The organism is Nonlabens sp. Hel1_33_55, from assembly GCF_900101765.1.
In the GTDB taxonomy this organism is placed as follows: Bacteria; Bacteroidota; Bacteroidia; order Flavobacteriales; family Flavobacteriaceae; genus Nonlabens.
Window position 1 is genome coordinate 1113558 of the sequence record NZ_LT627735.1, and the last position, 19149, is coordinate 1132706.

At 39.2% G+C, this 19149-nt stretch carries 12 protein-coding genes; 11 read left to right on the plus strand and 1 reads right to left on the minus strand.

The genetic code is table 11. The annotated features are described in order from the left end of the window. The first annotated feature begins 95 nt into the window (after positions 1-95). From BLO34_RS04840 to acs, 10 genes are all read left to right on the plus strand, one after another. Complete coding sequence (locus tag BLO34_RS04840) at positions 96-5435, plus strand: gliding motility-associated C-terminal domain-containing protein (protein WP_090753083.1); 5340 nt, start codon at positions 96-98, stop codon at positions 5433-5435. Between the two features lie 45 nt (positions 5436-5480). Continuing rightward, positions 5481-6437, plus strand: coding sequence for a type IX secretion system membrane protein PorP/SprF (locus tag BLO34_RS04845; RefSeq protein ID WP_172823954.1), 957 nt, complete (start codon positions 5481-5483; stop codon positions 6435-6437). Between the two features lie 9 nt (positions 6438-6446). Continuing rightward, positions 6447-8360 (plus strand): OmpA family protein, encoded by a 1914-nt coding sequence (locus tag BLO34_RS04850; RefSeq protein ID WP_090753084.1) that lies wholly within the window; start codon positions 6447-6449, stop codon positions 8358-8360. 132 nt (positions 8361-8492) lie between these two features. After that, a complete protein-coding gene (locus BLO34_RS04855) occupies positions 8493-9188 on the plus strand; it encodes a hypothetical protein (protein ID WP_090753085.1) in 696 nt (231 codons plus the stop codon). Between the two features lie 56 nt (positions 9189-9244). Continuing rightward, a complete protein-coding gene (locus tag BLO34_RS14555; RefSeq protein ID WP_157686684.1) occupies positions 9245-9661 on the plus strand; it encodes a hypothetical protein in 417 nt (138 codons plus the stop codon). Positions 9662-9753: 92 nt separating this feature from the next. Then, the gene (locus tag BLO34_RS04865; protein WP_090753087.1) at positions 9754-10992 is read left to right on the plus strand and encodes a metal-dependent hydrolase family protein; all 1239 of its coding nucleotides are present in this window, start codon (positions 9754-9756) and stop codon (positions 10990-10992) included. A 140-nt stretch (positions 10993-11132) separates the two neighbouring features. Further along, positions 11133-11636 (plus strand): DUF1456 family protein, encoded by a 504-nt coding sequence (locus BLO34_RS04870; RefSeq protein ID WP_090753088.1) that lies wholly within the window; start codon positions 11133-11135, stop codon positions 11634-11636. Positions 11637-11690: 54 nt separating this feature from the next. Beyond that, positions 11691-12473, plus strand: coding sequence for a zinc-dependent peptidase (locus BLO34_RS04875; protein ID WP_090753089.1), 783 nt, complete (start codon positions 11691-11693; stop codon positions 12471-12473). Positions 12474-12631: 158 nt separating this feature from the next. Next, positions 12632-13402 (plus strand): S1/P1 nuclease, encoded by a 771-nt coding sequence (locus BLO34_RS04880; protein ID WP_090753091.1) that lies wholly within the window; start codon positions 12632-12634, stop codon positions 13400-13402. Between the two features lie 1067 nt (positions 13403-14469). Continuing rightward, positions 14470-16377, plus strand: a complete 1908-nt coding sequence (gene acs / locus BLO34_RS04885) for an acetate--CoA ligase (protein WP_090753093.1) — start codon at positions 14470-14472, stop codon at positions 16375-16377. A 59-nt stretch (positions 16378-16436) separates the two neighbouring features. Here the strand turns inward: acs and BLO34_RS04890 are convergent, their stop codons facing one another. Beyond that, the gene (locus BLO34_RS04890) at positions 16437-17267 is read right to left on the minus strand and encodes a tyrosine-type recombinase/integrase (protein WP_090753094.1); all 831 of its coding nucleotides are present in this window, start codon (positions 17265-17267) and stop codon (positions 16437-16439) included. A gap of 145 nt (positions 17268-17412) precedes the next feature. On the opposite strand from BLO34_RS04890, the gene BLO34_RS04895 reads away from it, so the two are divergent. Next, positions 17413-19071 carry a DUF6035 family protein gene (locus tag BLO34_RS04895; RefSeq protein WP_090753096.1) on the plus strand — a complete coding sequence of 553 codons (1659 nt, stop codon included), beginning with the start codon at positions 17413-17415 and terminating at the stop codon, positions 19069-19071. Positions 19072-19149: the final 78 nt, after the last annotated feature.

The window sequence follows — 19149 nt, forward strand, 5'->3', positions numbered from 1 at the left end:
ACTAAATCGTTTGAAATATTCCAAAAACTATCTAAAATTCTCAAAAACCTAAACGAACCTTCTCAAGAATAATAAGCTCATTAAAAATTGTTCTTATGAAAATCAAATTACGCACTACAGCTTATTGCTACGCTAATTTACTCGTAGCATTTATTCTAACACTTTTGATATCAAGTCCAGCACTTGCACAAGTCAAAACATTTGCAACCCAAATTGTGAATGAAGAAAATGTTTCTAATTCAAATGCTGTTTTGACTCCTAATGAAGGAGATTTTGCAACGCTAAATTCATATGGTGGTATTGCGGTAGGTGTAGGTTCCTATAAAGGAGACCTTGAAGTTTCTTTTCCTTCTACAGTACCGGCAAATACCACCTCTTATATCAAGATAGATTTTGATAATGACATCCTGAATTATTTATTGGGTGGCTCTTTAGGAAATCTTGCCGCTGATCTTGTGGGCAATATTGCATTGGGAGATCATAGATTTGAAGTAGAAGCCAGTTTTTTTGATGGTAGTTCAACCTCATCCATCTATACCTTGTCATCTACTACAGTAGGTTCTTCTTACCGCCAGAGAGTAGTGAGAGGTGCCAATGGGGACTTTTTCATTGCAATTACTCCAGACCAAGACTACAACCGGATTAGGGTAAGCGACATTACAAGTAATTTGCTTTTAGGTGTAAATCATCAGATGAACGTTTACAACGTGTTTTATTTTAATACGGACTCCTGTCTCCCATTTGCTCAGGTGACTGATTTTGATGGTCAAGGAGTAACACTTGATGTTTTGGGTCTAGGTGGCGCTGGAGTGCAAGATTCATTTCATGTAATCGATAATGATCCTGATAATTTTTCCCAGATTAGTTTAGGAGTTGTTGGAGTCGCCGCAAATATGCAGCAAAATGTGTATTTCCCATCTACTAAAGCCACAGATCAAAATGTATCAGTAACCTTAAAAACTGATCCAGCTTTATTAACCCTTGGACTGTTAAATAACGTTCAGGTAATTGCCTATAATCAAGGAAGCGCGGTATATACAGGAACGATTTCTACCCTAATCAACCTGGACGCGCTGACCTTACTACAAAACGGCCAACGTGCCATAGTAACAATTTCTCCTAACCAAGAATTCGATCAAATAGCAATCAGGTTGAACTCGCTACTCAATGTAAATCTCGTACAATCCTTAGATGTCTACGAGATCACAACCGCAGTAGCACCACCAACAACGACAGAACCAGAACAAACCTTCTGTGCTTCCTTACTTTCCAACCTTCTCGACCTAAACGTCAATGGTAACAACCTGATTTTCTACGATCAAGCTGATGGTGGAACTGCATACAATTCTACAGATGCGTTGATAGATGGCGAAATATACTATGCCGCCCAGGTCGGAGTCAATGGATGTGAAAGCGAAACAAGATTAGCCATCACGGTAAACATCGAGGATCTTCTGACTCCAACAACCAATTTGATCAATCAGATATTCTGCTCTACAGAATTGGCAACCATTGCTTCGCTGCAAGTAAACGAATCCAATGTGATTTTCTACGATCAGGCCATTGGCGGAACAGCTTACGATTCTACAGATGCGTTGATAGATGGCAAAATATATTATGCCGCCCAAGTCGGAGCAAACGGTTGTGAAAGCGAAACAAGGCTTGCCATTACTGTAAATATCGAGGATCTCCTCGCCCCTACTACCAACTTGATCAATCAAATATTCTGCTCTTCGGAATTAGCAACTGTTGCTTCGCTTCAAGTCAATGAGTCTGATGTGATTTTCTACGATCAAGCCACTGGCGGAACAGCCTACGATTCTACAGATACATTGATTGATGGAGAGGTTTATTTTGCAGCACAAGTTGGAGCCAATGGTTGTGAAAGCGAAACAAGATTAGCCATCACGGTAAACATCGAGGATCTTCTTACTCCAACAACTAACTTGACTAATCAATTATTCTGCTCTACAGAAGTAGCAACTGTTGCATCGCTTCAAGTCAATGAGTCCAATGTGATTTTCTACGATCAGGCCATTGGTGGAACAGCATACGATTCTACAGATGCCCTAGTCGATGGAGAAGTTTATTTTGCAGTGCAAGTTGGAGCAAACGGTTGTGAAAGTGAAACCAGATTAGCCATCACGGTAAACATCGAAAATCTACTATCTCCAACAACAAACCTTATCAATCAGATATTCTGCTCAACCGAAATAGCAACGATTGCATCACTACAAGTAAATGAATCTAATGTGATCTTTTACGATCAAGCCATTGGCGGAACAGCCTACGATTCTACAGATGCTTTGGTAGACGGAGAAGTTTATTTTGCAGCACAAGTTGGGGCAAACGGTTGTGAAAGTGAAACTAGATTAGCCATCACGGTAAATATCGAGGATCTGTTGACTCCAACAACGAGCCTTATCAATCAAATATTCTGCTCTACAGAATTGGCAACCATTGCTTCGCTGCAAGTAAACGAATCCAATGTGATTTTCTACGATCAAGCAATCGGCGGAACAGCATACGATTCTTCTGATGCATTAGTAGACGGAGAAGTTTATTTTGCAGCACAAGTTGGGGCAAACGGTTGTGAAAGTGAAACTAGATTAGCCATCACGGTAAATATCGAGGATCTGTTGACTCCAACAACGAGCCTTATCAATCAAATATTCTGCTCTACAGAATTGGCAACCATTGCTTCGCTGCAAGTAAACGAATCCAATGTGATTTTCTACGATCAAGCCACTGGCGGAACAGCTTACGATTCTACAGATGCATTGATAGATGGAGAAGTTTATTTTGCAACACAAGTTGGAGCAAACGGTTGTGAAAGCGAAACAAGATTAGCCATCACGGTAAACATCGAGGATCTACTGGCTCCAACTACCAACTTAATTAATCAGATATTCTGCTCAACCGGATTGGCAACTGTTGCATCGCTTCAAATAAACGAAACTAACGTGATCTTCTACGATCAAGCAATCGGCGGAACAGCCTACGATTCTAATGATGCTTTGATAGATGGACAAGTTTATTTTGCCGCACAATTTGGAACAAACGGTTGTGAAAGCGAAACTAGATTAGCAATTACTGTGAACATCGAGGATCTACTGACTCCAACAACAAACCTGACTAATCAGATATTCTGCTCTACAGAATTGGCAACTATTGCTTCCCTTCAAGTAAACGAGTTCAATGTGATCTTTTACGATCAGGCCATCGGTGGATCAACATACGATTCCACGGATGCATTGATAGATGGAGAAGTTTATTTTGCCGCTCAAGTTGGAACCAATGGCTGTGAAAGCGAAACAAGATTAGCCATCATGGTAAACATCGAAGATCTTCTTACTCCAACAACAAACTTGACCAATCAAATATTCTGTTCTACGGAATTGGCAACTATTGCTTCCCTTCAAGTAAATGAGTCTGATGTGATTTTCTACGATCAGGCCATTGGCGGAACGGCTTACGATTCTACAGATACTTTAATAGATGGAGAAGTTTATTTTGCCGCTCAAATTGGAGCCAACGGTTGTGAAAGCGAAACAAGGCTTGCCATCACGGTAAACATCGAGGATTTATTGACTCCAACAACTAACTTGACTAATCAATTATTCTGCTCTACAGAATTGGCAACCATTGCTTCTTTACAAATAAATGAATCCAATGTGATTTTCTATGATCAGGCAATTGGCGGAACGGCTTACGATTCCACGGATGCATTGATAGATGGCGAAATATACTATGCCGCCCAGATTGGAGCCAATGGTTGTGAAAGCGGAACACGATTAGCCATCACGGTAAACATTGAGGATCTACCAACTCCAACAACAAGCCTAATCAATCAGATTTTCTGCTCTACGGAAGTAGCAACTGTTGCTTCGCTTCAAGTAAATGAGTCCAATGTGATCTTTTATGATCAAGCAATCGGCGGAACAGCCTACGATTCTACAGATGCTTTAATAGATGGAGAGGTTTATTTTGCAACACAAGTTGGAGCCAATGGTTGTGAGAGTTCAACGAGGCTTGCCATAACGGTGAATATTGAAAATATAGCAGCTCCAACAACTAATGCCGCAGAACAAATGTTCTGTTCAATAGATAATGCTACGATTGGTTCGCTTCAAGTAAATGAATCCAATGTGATTTTCTACGATCAAGCAATTGGCGGAACAGCCTACGATTCTACAGATGCATTAATGGATGGTGGGATTTATTACGCAGCGCAAGTGAGTTCCAATGGTTGTGAAAGTGAAACGCGTTTAGCCATTACTGTACGATTAGGAAGCTTGCCAGCTCCTACAACTATGAACGTCAATCAAGAGTTTTGTGAATCTGATTCTCCAACGATTCTGGACTTACAAGTAAATGAAAGCAATGTATTATTCTATGCTCAACCCGTTGGTGGTGATCCGCTTAGTGGCAATGAGAGTTTAGAAAATGGTCAGACCTATTACGTAGCATCTGTTTCAAGTGGATCTTGTGAGAGCGATGATAGACTTGCTATTATGGTGAGCGTAAAAGTTGATCCTATGCCATCCATTAATTCAGATACTACTGGTGAGGTTTGTATGGGTACAACTGTCACTTATATAACCGAAAGTGGTCACTCAAATTATAACTGGACAGTTAACGGCGGTGACATTGTAGATGGTGGAACAACTAACGATTCAATGATCAGTGTTCAATGGATGGATGATGAAGAAGGTACGATATCAGTTGCTTATGATGATCCTACCTTTTGTAACGGTAGCTCCACCGCATTCCTTGACGTGGACATCATGGTTTGCGCAGATATATCGATCACTAAAACTGTGGACAATGAACGTCCCATGGTAGGTGAAGCGGTAACGTTTACTATCCAGGTGGAAAATGAAGGTCCTCACCCTTTCAATAATGTACAGGTTATAGATGATATGCCATCAGGATACTCCTTTATTGATGCTAATGTTACCATTGGTTCCTATAACTCGTCAACTAATATATGGACGATCAACCAACTGCAACCTAATGCACTGGCCGTCCTGACCATTCGGGTTAAAGTATTGGGTACTGGTGATTATATGAATCGGGCTTCAGTAATGATATCGAACCCTATCGATATAGCTCCTTCCAATAATACTGCGCAAGCAGGAACTGAGCCATTATGTCTCATAGTCTACAACGAGTTCACACCTAACGGAGATGGTATGAACGATCGCTTTGTCATCTCTTGTATCGAGAACTTCCCAGATAATGATTTGAAGATTTATAATAAATATGGATCGCTCATCTACACATCCAGAAATTACCAAAATGATTGGGATGGTAGGGCAAACGTTTCAAACGTGGCTGACCAAGATGAGGTACTACCAGCAGCGACCTATTATTATGTTCTGGATATGAAAGAATTAGGTACCAAAACCGGTTGGGTTTACCTCGCATTGTAGCGCCTTTATCATCACTTGCTTACTCATTTTAAAATACTAAACGTTATGAAATCAAGACTCATAGAGGTGGCTCATCGTTGCCTAGAAAATAGGAATTATGTTTTAATGTTGATGTTTCTCGCTTTCGCGAAAAGCGGTATAGCACAGCAGGAACCGCAATACACACAGTATATGTACAACCCTTCAATCATTAATCCAGCCTACTCTGGATCTACTGGGACGCTGGATTTGTTTGCTGCCTACAGAAACCAGTGGACTGGCCTGGACGGTGCGCCTGAAACCCAAACTTTGGGAGTCAATAAACCTCTGTACAATGAGCGAATGGGAATAGGTCTCAACATACAGAATGAAACTTTGGGACCCGTTAAGGAATTCAATGCTGTTGTAAATTTCTCTTACAATATCGACCTGAATTATAATACGAAACTGGCTTTTGGGGTCAGCGGTGGAATTGATAATTATGACGTTGATTTCTCGAGAGGAACTTTTCAGGATGGCAATGATCCCATCTTATCAAACAACATCGATAACCGATTCTCTGCCATAATTGGTGCTGGTGCCTACGTTTATAGTGATTCATGGTACGCTGGTGTATCTGTTCCAGATTTCTTTACTAATGAGTTATACAATGGCGTTGAAAATTCCATAGCGACAGAAGAGCTGCAACTATACTTGATGGGTGGTTATGTTTTTGAACTCAACCCTAATTTGAAATTCAAACCCACGGTTCTGGCTAAATATCAAAAGGAATACCCGTTAGTGGTTGACATATCTGCTAACTTTTTGATTCAGGATGTTATTAATGTGGGTGCCTCGTATAGATATGATGATGCCGTGAGTGCCCTGGCAGGAATTCACATATTTGATGGCTTTTTTGCTGGCTATTCCTATGATTACACGGTCACCGGATTATCAAGCTATAATGATGGTAGTCATGAAATTGTGCTAAGATACACGCTACCTCAAAGGTCAGAAAAAGTCAATTCTCCACGTTTCTTTTAAAACAGCGCCATGAAAAGAATATTTACAATATTAATAGTGTTCGCCATAACAAGTTCTTACGGGCAAAATATAAAAAAGGCAAACAGCTTGTTCGAGAAAAACTCATTGGTCAAGGCTGCAGAAGCTTATAATGAGATCATAGAAAAGGACAAATCACTTCCTAAAGAGGTCTTTTCAAATGCTGCGCTAGCTAATTATGAAGTTGGTAATTATAGAAGCTCTGCTTCTATTTATTCTCAAATGAAAGCTCAAAATTATTCTTTATCGGATTCTGAAATCTTCAATTACGTGAGGTCTCTAAGAGGCGTACGAGAATATGAAAAAGCAGATCTCGTGTATCGCGAATTTCTACAAAATAGTGGTGCCGTATCAAAACTAGCCGCCTATGAGCGTGAAAAAAGAGCATTTGACTCTGTCTTCAATCTGGAAGATGATAATAAGGTGTTGCTGAAAAATTTAGAAATCAATACCAATTATGCAGAGTTTTCTCCAGTAAATCATCAAGGCAATTTGATTTTTTCCTCATCAAGACCTGGAGCCGCCAAAGCTTTATATGAAAGAACGGAGCAACCCTATTTAAGTTTATACACTGTATCTGTCAATAATATGTACGATTCAGAAAGTGTCCGCTTATTATCAGACAACTTGAATTCTGACCTTCACGATGCTACCATTGCCTTTAGTCCTGAGAGTGATGTTATATACTTCAGCTCTAATGAGAGTTCTAAAAACCTTGAGAAAAATCAAGAATCCAATTTTGATCTCTACAAAGCACGATGGGTCAATAATGAGGTTATTAATCGCGAAAAATTACACTTCAACAACAGCACCTCTTCTGCTGGGCATCCATTTGTTAATGCAGATGGAACGATGTTGTTCTTTGCTTCTGACATGCCTGATGGCTATGGTGGTGCAGATATTTATTACTGCAAGATTTATGAAGACGGAATGATATCAGATCCCATCAATGCTGGTGAACTCATTAATTCATATGGTGATGACTTCACTCCTTTCATGACTAAGGATGGTGATTTCTATTTCGCCTCTGACGGTCATGTAGGTTACGGTGGCTTGGATATTTTTAAAGCAGATTTCGATTCAGAAAATAAATCATTTTCTCAATTGGTTAATCTTGGTGCTTCCTACAACACCAGCTACGATGATTTTTCTTTTACTTTAAATAATACAAAAGGATATCTAGCTTCCAACCGACCTGGCGGTAAAGGAGATGATGACATTTATGAGTTTGAAATTCAAAAAGAAGAATGCTCTCAAATGATTCAGGGAACTGTTTATGATTTGCAGAGCAAAGCTGTCTTACCACGAACAATGATTTTTGTAACTGATGAAAATGGTACATCTGTCGCTAGTACGTTTACAGATGACATGGGGAAATATACGTTAAGCACAGCCTGCACGCCGCCATATAAAGTTACGGCCTCCATTATGGAGTATTTTGTAAAATCAAAAACACTGGAAATTAGCGATGGCAAACCCATTGAGAATGTGGATTTCTTTCTGGAGCAACCTAAGAAAATGATTGTTACCAATAAGGATGGAGAAAAACAATTAAAGCTAGATCCTATTTATTTTGAATATGATAAAGCCACCATTGCTAAAGAATCAAAACCTGTCTTAGATAAAGTTGTTGAATTTTTAAACTTCTATCCTGATATACAGATCAGAATTGAATCTCACACAGACTCCAGAGGCTCTGATTTATACAATCTTAAACTATCGAAAGAACGCGCTACATCGACCTTAAACTATTTAACTTCTCGAGGAATAGATAAACGGCAAATAATAAGTGCTGATGGTTATGGTGAATACAGACCTCTAAAACCATGTGATGAATCTAGTGTCTGTAGCGACTCAGACTATGATATGAACAGAAGGTCAGCCTTCATAGTAATAAATAACTAATGAAAGTTAACAGAAAAAATAATGTAAGAAAAATACTTAACATTTGTGAAATATATGAGATATATGTAAATTCAAGCTAAAATCAAGTCCCTGGTGATTTTTAAACCCTATTAACAGTGAAATACGACAAGTATGTGTCTAAAGGTTATAAAATCAGATCTCAAGAAAGAACTACCCACTGGGTTTGGAAAATTACTCATGCACTCCAGTGATGAGAAAAATTCAATAAAATCTTACAAAGAGTTTAATTCATTAATTAGTATGAATGAAGTGTTTATTAATCCTGGTTCAGGTATTTTGCCGTATGAGATTAAAAACATTTTCAAATTAGTAATTCCGCTACAAGGAGTTTGTGCAGAACGATTGAATAATCAAGACTCTACTCAGGTTTCCGTTGGAGAAGTTCAAATGATCAAATATCCAGATGTCGCTTTTAAAATGGAGTATAATCCAAATAATGAGAAGGCGCTAAATTATTTAATACTTGAATTTGACTATAAACGTTCCAATTCAAAGTACAAATCAGAAATTTTCAATTTAGAATACAAAAGTCAAAATTTCAATAAGATACTTAGTGCTCCTATAGATGAGGATGAGAATACTACAATCACACTTAAGGCTGGTAATTTTAAAAAGGATGCCGTGGATGATTTAGTAACTAATAATAATGCCAAAGCAAGGATTGTATATGTGATCAATGGGTCGATAAGCCTTACTAATACTGATAAAATACTCGCGAAATCAGACTCCATATTCTATTCAAAAAAGAAACAATTGGGCTTTAAAGCACAAGAAGATTCAAATTTATTAATGATTGAAATATCCTAAAGATTTAAACAAATAACATAATTTTTTTCTAAGGAAAAATCTCAAATGCTCTACCTATGAGATTACCAACCATGTCCATTTATTGCTTTCTGTATCCCATTATGACGATGGCTGCCTTTCTGTTTTGGCTATTGAATTTCAGTACAGATTACTATGAACATTATGAGACTCCGCTACTTTTAAGCTATTCGCTACTCGTGATTCTTATCATAGAATTACCTATTACTACCATTTTTAGAAAACAATGTCAGACCGCTCGATGTGTTTGGGTAATCGCCGCTTGTAGGTTAATAATGTTTGAATTGATTTTGTTTTTGATGAGCGGTAATGCATCAATCCTTGATGCCATAGAATCACCTATCATCAAAAATGTTGAACTAGCATTTTCCATGGCTTCCATCGTTTCTATAGTGGTAACAGCATCACTTATGCATTTGAGCTTAGTCAGAAAGCCAGTCAATGAGTTAATTTAATTTGTAGTTAGTCCGCTTTCGCGAAAGCGTATTCACATCAATCCTCACTTTAAGCATATTACTTTAATGACTATGACTTAATTTAGAGGACTATGAAAAAAATATTTGTTCTCCTATTATTTTTTGCCACCGCTTTACAAGCCCAGACTCTATTGGTTCCAGATCAAGTTTTTGATGGAACTGAACTGCATAAAAACTGGGTAGTTCTAGTAAATGGTAACTTAATTGAAAGCGCAGGTTTGCGATCTAACCTGCAGATCCCATCAGGTACAAAGGAAATTAGTCTTGAAGGAATGACATTGATGCCGGGATTGATTGAAGGGCATTCCCATATATTATTGCATCCATACAATGAGACTTCATGGAACGATCAAGTGCTCAAGGAATCACCAGTAGAACGATCTATTAGAGCTGTCAATCATTTGAAATCATCGCTTATGGCAGGTGTGACCACCATGCGCGATTTGGGATCAGAAGGTGCTAGCTATAGCGATGTTTATATCAAGAAAAGCGTTGATCAAAATATAATTGACGGTCCGCGGCTGCTCGTTGCTGGGCCAGCTATTGTTGCTACCGGCGCTTATGGTCCCAAAGGCTTTCACGACGGCGTCACGGTACCTTTAGGCGCAGAGGAAGCAAGCGGTAATGATGTCATCGCGACGGTAAGAAAGCAAATAGGCAACGGTGCAGACTTCATTAAAATCTATGCCGATTATCGCTGGCAATCTGGCGCACCATCGCAACCCACTTTTTCGCTGGAAGAAATTAAATCGATGGTAGAAACCGCAGAAAGCGCTGGAACCTATGCCGTGGCTCATGCCAGCACTCCAGAAGGAATGCGTCGAGCAATTCTGGGCGGCGTTGAAACCATCGAGCACGGTGATAATGCCACGCCAGAAATCTATGAGCTCATGAAACAGAACAATGTGGCTTTGTGCCCAACACTAGCCGCAGGAGAAGCAATCACGAGATATGGTGGCTGGAATACAACAGATCCAGAACCAGAACGAATCAAAAACAAACGCCGCTCGTTTAAAAAAGCCTTAGATAGTGGCGTTACCATCGCCTTTGGCGGTGATGTTGGCGTTTTCCCTCATGGCGAGAATTATCGTGAATTAGAATTGATGGTGGATTATGGAATGAAGCCACTAGATGCGCTCAAAGCGGCCACATCAGGCAACGCACAGGTTTTTCATTTATCAAATCTTGGTAACATTAAAAAAGGCTCCCTAGCCGATTTGATAGCCGTTAAAGGTGATCCAACGATAGACATTACCCTAATGCGAGAAGTCAATTTTGTAATGAAAGATGGTGTTATTTATAAGCAATAACTCTTGAGTTTAACTTGTTCTGATAAAAGTGCTATCATTATAAGATAAAGATGATCCTGACCTTGGAGTTAAAATTGCGATGCCTTTAAACCTTATGGCTCTAAACGAACTCTTATCTTTGCCTTTTCTAGATATATTCCATGGATAACAACGACATTCTTAGAAGACTGCGCTACATACTCAACTTAAGTGATGATGCAATGATGGACATGTATGCCAAAGGTGGTGAGCCTGTCTCCAGAGCTGAAGTGAGCGATTGGCTTAAAAAAGAAGAGGACGAAGCGTTTGATGTAGTCATAGACGAGAATCTAGCAACCTTTCTTAATGGCGTGATCGTAAATTACCGTGGCAAGAAAGATGGACAAACACCGGTAGCAGAGGTGGTACTAGATAACAACATCATCTTGCGCAAACTTAAAATCGCCTTCAATTTCAAGTCAGAAGAGATCGTTTATATCATGAAATTAGGTGGCCAGAAGGTGAGCGCCACAGAGTTAAGCGCATTCTTCCGCAATCCTAAGCATTCAAAATATATGGCGCTTAATGATCAATATTTGCGCAATTTTTTGAATGGCTTCCAGAAACAACGCGATGCCCAGCGACATAAATTAGAACAAGACAAATTGGGTAATCTAAATTCTTAAAACCTTAAGAGTAAAAAGTCACGGCACCTGCTATTTTTGGTAGAAAATTACCACGTGTTATACATACTTCCATTACTAATTCTAGCAGCGGCAGCGCTGTATTTTTTCGTGTTCCGGTCTCCTGATGCACGTACAGATACACATCCAGACACGTGGCATCCCATTCTAATTAAACATGTTGCTTTCTATGCAAACCTCAATTCGAGAGCCCAGCGCAGATTTCGCAGTAGAATGTTGCTTTTCCTTGAAGAAACCTATGTAGAAGCCGTTGGTTTTGAGCTGGAAGAATTGGATACTGTTTTGGTCGCCGCCAGCGCAGTGATTCCCGTGTTTAAATTTAAGGAATGGCACTATGAAAATTTAAGTGGCGTGGTCTTGTATCCTGATAATTTTAATGAAGATATGGACTTTGATGAGAATCATCCAGACCGCATGATAGGTGGCTTGGTAGGAAACGGTCGTTATGAAAACCAGATGATTCTATCGCGATCTTCATTGCATCTGGGTTTTGATAACACCAGCGACAAGAACAATACAGGAATTCACGAGTTCGTCCATTTAATTGACAAAGTAGATGGTGAGACTGATGGCGTTCCAGAGCGATTGATGGAGAAATCATTTGTCCTGCCGTGGATCAATTTGATGCATCAGGAAATGGAGGCGATTGACAAGAATAAATCTGACATTAGAAAATATGGCGGTACTAACCAAGCCGAATTCTTTGCGGTTGCTGCAGAATACTTTTTCTCTAGACCCAAACTCATGAAACGCAAACATCCTGAGCTCTACAAGATGCTGATGATGTGTTTTGATCCGCGTCAGAAAAAGTCTGCATAAAGATTAAATCATGTGGTTGATGCTTGTAGCCGTTACGCTTTCGCGAAAGCGGAAACAAAACAGCCTTCACTCCTACTATTTATAATTCAGTATTTAATTAATGATTCGGTAACATGTGTAGCGGATGTTTAGAATTAAATTGCGATAAAATTTACGGAATGAGATATTTGATTTTGGCAGCTTTGCTATTGGTTTCTACAAACATGAAAGCAGACGATTGGGGACAAACAGGACACCGGGTTACTGGTGCCATTGCTCAAAAGCACTTAAATAGAAAAGCCAAAAAAGCCATTGCAGACTTATTGGATGGCGAGTCACTAGCCTTTGTATCTACCTATGCAGATGAAATTAAGAGTGATGGTCAATACCGTTCTTATGGTCCATGGCATTATGTGAATGTACCTTTTGACCAGACCTATGAAACGCACGAGCATAACGATGAGGGCGATGTCATACAAGGAATCGATAAATGTATAGAAATCTTGAAATCAGAAACTGCCACAAAAGCCGACAAAGCTTTTCACCTGCGACTGCTGGTTCATTTTGTAGGAGATCTTCATCAACCCATGCACGTAGGAATTGCAGAGGATAAAGGCGGCAATGACTTCCAAGTGCGCTGGTTCAATGATGGCACCAATCTGCACAGCGTCTGGGATACAAGAATGATTGAAAGCTATGGAATGTCCTATACAGAACTAGCCAACAATGTGGATGACCTGTCAAAAGAAGAATACAAAGCTATCGCCAGCGGCACACATCGCGACTGGATGGAGGACAGCCGGGTACTTGTAAAAGACATTTACCAAAATACTGAAGTAGGCGAAAAACTGGGTTACCGCTACATGTACGACTATTTTTCTACTGTAAGAAAACAACTTCAAAAAGGCGGAATCCGACTGGCGGCAATGCTCAATGAGTTACTTGGTTGATTTGGTAATGTGGTAATGTGGTAATGTGGTAATGTGGTAATGTGGTAATGTGGTAATGTGGTAATGTGGTAAGTTAAAATTTCGTTTTATGAATTACATCTTATCTAATTTTATTTCATAATTATTACATCTGCTGCATGAGAGATATAATTTGGCTAGAAAATAGTTCTCGACTACGCTCGAGTAGGCATAGCACTATACCAATGCCATAAAAACCAGTATCGAGCGGCAGTCGAGATATGGTTCTTGTTACCATGATAAATCCTTACAAATTCCTTTACTCGACTGCCGCTTGAAACAGGAATCACAGGCTTTTTAAAACCGTCTAGAAGTTTACTCGTTCATTTATAACTCCATTAATCAATTTGTTACACATCGATAATCTCGAAAACCAGTATCGAGCATTTCTGCTGCGCTCAATGTAAACTGTAGTCGAAATATGGTTATTGTTCCCAAAAAAGTTTCTTACAAATTCCTTTTCTCGACTGCCGCTCGAAACAGGAATTACGCCCTTGAAAAATTTACAATAACTTTATCGGTACCTTTAAGTCACCTTCTACTAAGTAAACATCTATCTTAAATCTCGAAAACCAGTATCGAGCATTTCGGCTGCGCTCAATGTAAACCGTAGTCGAGATACTGTTCTTGTTCACATGATAGTTCCTTACATATTCCTTTTCTCGACTGCCGCTCGAAACAGGAATCATAGGCTCTTGAAAATCTTATATAACTTAACTAGCAGATTAAATTACACTCCTCCTAAAATGTAGCAAGCTAAAATTTATCGAACCAGTATCGAGCGGCAGTCGAGATATGGTTCTTGTTACTGTGATAGTTCTTTACTCATTCCTTTTCTCGAGTACGCTCGAGCAAGCATTTCGTTTTTGGTTTTTTGTTTCATTTTCAGTTTCACTTTCAGTTTCAGTTTCAGTTTCAGTTTCAGTTTCAGTTTCAGTTTAAATATGCATTTTGATTTTTAAAATCAAAGCATTCAACAGTTCCTTTTCAAAGTCTTATGATTTATTCTATTCTTTATTTTTTACTTTAGAGTACTTAAATCAGTGCTCATGAGTAATTACCACATCAAAGGATTAGAAGAATATTTTCAAGTATATCGTAAGAGTGTCAACCATCCAGAGCAATTCTGGGAAGAGATTGCAGAGGAGAATTTTGTCTGGCGCAAACGCTGGGACAAAGTCCTGCAATGGGATTTCGCAAAACCCGAAGTCAACTGGTTCCAAGGTGCGCAACTCAATATTACAGAAAACTGTCTGGACAGACATTTATATACACGTGGTAATCAAACGGCCATCATCTTTGAACCCAACGATCCCAAGGAAGCTGCCCAGCACATTACCTATAATGATCTGCATGAGCGTGTGTGTAAGTTTGCTAACGTTTTAAAAGATAAAGGCATCCAGCGTGGTGATCGCGTTTGCATTTATTTACCCATGATACCAGAGTTGGCTGCTGCCATGCTGGCTTGCGCGCGCATAGGTGCGATACATTCCATTGTTTTCGCGGGATTTTCAAGTACCGCATTGCGCAGTAGGATTCAGGATTCTGAATGTAAAATGCTTATCACCAGCGATGGTTCTTATCGTGGCGGCAAAACCATTGATTTGAAAGGTATCGCTGATGAGGCGCTACAAGACGCGCCTAGTATTGAAAGCGTCCTTGTTGTCAAACGTATCAAGAGCGATATCACAATGAAAGAAGGACGTGATGTCTGGTTGCAACCCTTACTTGACAAGGCCTCAATCCATTGCGATCCAGAAATCATGAATGCAGAAGATCCTCTTTTTATTCTTTATACATCTGGATCCACAGGACAACCCAAAGGAATGTTGCATACCACGGCTGGTTATATGATTTATGCCGCTTATACCTTCAAGAACGTATTTCAATACAGGCAAAATGATATTTATTGGTGTAGTGCAGATATAGGATGGATCACCGGTCACAGTTATATTATTTATGGACCACTGGCAAATGGTGCCACAACCGTTTTATTTGAAGGCGTTCCTAGCTATCCGGACTATGGTAGATTTTGGCAAGTGGTGGAAAAGCATAAAGTCACTCAATTCTACACCGCGCCAACAGCCATACGCGCGCTGGCCAAAGAGAACTTAAGTCACGTGCAAAAACATGATCTAAGCACGCTCAAAGTACTGGGAACTGTAGGTGAACCCATTAATGAAGAAGCATGGCACTGGTACAACGAGAATATAGGCGGCAAGAATGCACCCATTGCAGACACGTGGTTCCAGACAGAAACCGGCGGGATCATGATAAGTCCCATTCCGTTTGCGACACCAACGATTCCCACTTTTGCCACATTGCCTTTGCCAGGAGTACAACTGGCGCTTATGGATGAGGACGGCAAGGAAATCAAAGGCAACCAGGTGAGCGGTCGACTCACCATCAAGTTTCCATGGCCTGGAATGGCTCGCAGCATTTGGGGCAACCACGAACGCTACAGGTCCACCTATTTCTCTACTTTTGAAAATCACTATTTTACGGGTGATGGCGCCCTGCGCGACGCTACTGGTTATTACAGGATCACTGGTCGTGTGGACGATGTTATCATTGTATCTGGACACAATCTGGGAACGGCGCCTATTGAGGATGCGATAAATGAGCACCCTGCCGTTGCAGAAAGTGCTATCGTGGGCTTCCCACATGATGTCAAAGGCAATTCACTCTATGGTTTTGTGATTTTAAAAGAAGCCGGTGAGAGCCGTGACAACAACAACCTGCGCAAAGAGATCAACCAGCTCATTGCAGAGCGTATAGGTCCCATTGCCAAACTGGAGAAGATCCAGTTCACACCTGGATTGCCTAAAACGCGGTCTGGTAAAATCATGCGACGTATCCTGCGCAAGGTAGCTGCTGGAGAGCTCCATGATCTGGGCGATATATCCACACTGCTCAATCCAGAGGTTGTGGAGAGCATTATTGAAAATCGCCTGTAGTGGTGGTTTGCTGTGGAGCACGCTTTCGCGAAAGCGGACTCATCCTCTATCCTGCGCTACTATAAAAAATCCAACGGACTGCGTACCTGCTGCATACTGCGCTGGGTCACGTGCGTATAGATGAGCGTGGTCTTGATGTCCTTATGGCCCAGCAACTTTTGAATCATGCGCAGGTCAGTGCCGCTGTCCATGAGATGCGTGGCATAAGCATGTCTAAGGCTGTGCAAGGTAACAGTCTTGTGTATGCCAGCGGTTTTACAGGCGTTTTGGAACACCTTGCGCAGGCTTTGGGCACTGTAGCGTTGACCTTTTTGACCTGGAAAAACGTAGGTAGATGGTTGATATTCCTGATAATATTGGGTAAGAATGGGCTTGAGAGAATCTGGATAGGGAATGATGCGATCCTTACCACCTTTGGCATTCTTGAGATGAATCGACTTACGCTTCTTATCAAAATCTGTAATCTTTAAATGGATCAACTCACCACTGCGCAAACCAAGGCCGTATACTGTATAGAGCATGGCCTTATGCTTAAGGTTTTTAGGAGACTGAAGTATTGCCTTGATCTCACTGGTATTGAGTATAACGGGCAACTTGCTGGAACGGGTTGCTGGTGTCACCTGATCCAGATTGATTTCCCTACCACACATCTCCCTATAATATAATCTCAAGGCCGCAATGATCTGCCGCTGTGTAGCTGGCGCAATGCCTCTGGCCTTGATAAATTCTATAATTTTCTTGTTAATCTGGAAATCGTCATATTCCTGCAACGGCGTGTGTGGATTCATGAATTTATGTAGTGAAATCAAGAGACCAACGTAAGCGGTAACGGTATTAGGAGAATAGCGCTTGATCGCAAGAATCTCGGCAAAATCGTAAAAGGTTTGCATAACCAACTAAAATACTGTTATGCGCAATGTAGATAAAAAGATTGCATAACCAGCTAATCTTATGATAGTTTGCAATAAAAAATTGGTTAGGTTTGTTTATACACTAGTTAGCCACAATACGAAAAAAAGAACATCGCATAAAATAATGGCATTTGAGAGAACGATAAAAGAGGCTTTTGACAAATTATCTGGAGAAATCCTTAAAGCTGACGAAGTTTTTGATGATTCTAAAGATGCTTTTCTTGTACGAAAACAATTTCACAAAGATGAGATTGAACTCTATTGTCTTGAATGTCAACAGAAATTAAATGTTTCTACAAGCAAATACGATAGACTTCACTTTAAGCATAATCCAAATGCTGACTTCTGTCTTTTAAAAGATGGCAAATTATCGCCTGATGAAAGCGAAAAAATCTATGCAATTTATAGGTCGAAAGAAAGTGAACGCCATAAGTTTCTTAAAAATCAAATCGGTAAACAACTTTCTTTACTTGGAGATGTTTCAAATGTCCAGATAGATGATAAATTCATTTTCGATAATAACGAAAAAAGAAAACCAGACGTTTATTGTAAATACTTGGATAAAGAAATTGTATTTGAGATACAACTTTCTGACCTTTCTTTAAGGTATATTATAAGCAGACACGAATTTTATCAAAGAAAAGGAATTTACCTAATTTGGATTTTAGACAATTTCAATGCAGAAGGTAAAAAACAAACAGAAAGAGATATTAAATATCTTACCGAATATCAAAATTTCTTCAAATTTGATGAACAACCCGAGCAATTTAGGCTGATTTGCAAATATAAATTTCCATTCTTAAACGAGAGAAATAGATTGATGAACAAATGGAAATCTAAATCACTTGCTTTATCGCAAATCAAATTTGATGATGAATCAAAACAAGCTTATTACTATGATTTTCATAAAAAAACTACCAAAAAAAAGGAAGAACAATTAAAAATAGAAAAGGAATTAGAAGAGCAACAAATATTAGCCGAAAAAAAACGTAAAAAGAACGATGCAACTGAAAAAGCAAATTATATAACTGGATTATTAAAAGAAAACTGGATAAAAGGACAATCTTGTGGTTTTGCAAAAAGAGAAATAGAAGATTTAAATGATTATGAACTCAAAATCCTCAATGAATCAAATGCTTTCAAGCCAGAAAATGGTCAACCTAAAATTCATCGTTGGTTTAAGATAGCAAAAGAAAAACACATCTATTTTTTATACTTCATTCTTGATTGTAAACAACTAACTTTTGATTTCAATTTAAAATCCATCGACAATAAAACAATTATTCAAACTCTAATAGAAAATAAAGAGTTGCACAGCAAAAATTATCTAATCAGACAAATTTTAAAGAATGGATACATTTTTAAAGAGACTGATAGAGTTTATATAAATCAATTGCCAAATAAAGCCAAAGAAAATCAAGCGACAGAAATACTCTGCGAATTGAGTTCAAAGATTTGGAATAAATCGCTAATCGATGATTTGTTTGAACACCAAAGTCTGATTTGTATAATTGAAAGTGCGAAACGAAATAAAATTGTTGGTTTTGGTTGGAAAGGCAACCAATGGATAGCTTTTGCAAATAATGCAATTGAATTTTATAGTCAATATTGGGAATATATTGAGTTAGCTTTTAAACATTACGGAATTTGGGAAAGATTAATTGAGTTGGATTTCAAAGGTAGTTTTCAAAAAAAATTGGAAAATTACTATGAGACTAATCCAACCCAAAATTTTGATTGTGACATATTATTTAGATACCTTTATGACGAATTAAGCGAATAAGTACTGTGGCTAACAATGTATATAAAACATAGCTATTACAGGCTTTCCGAAAGGTTTTTGTGTATTTATGAAGACCGC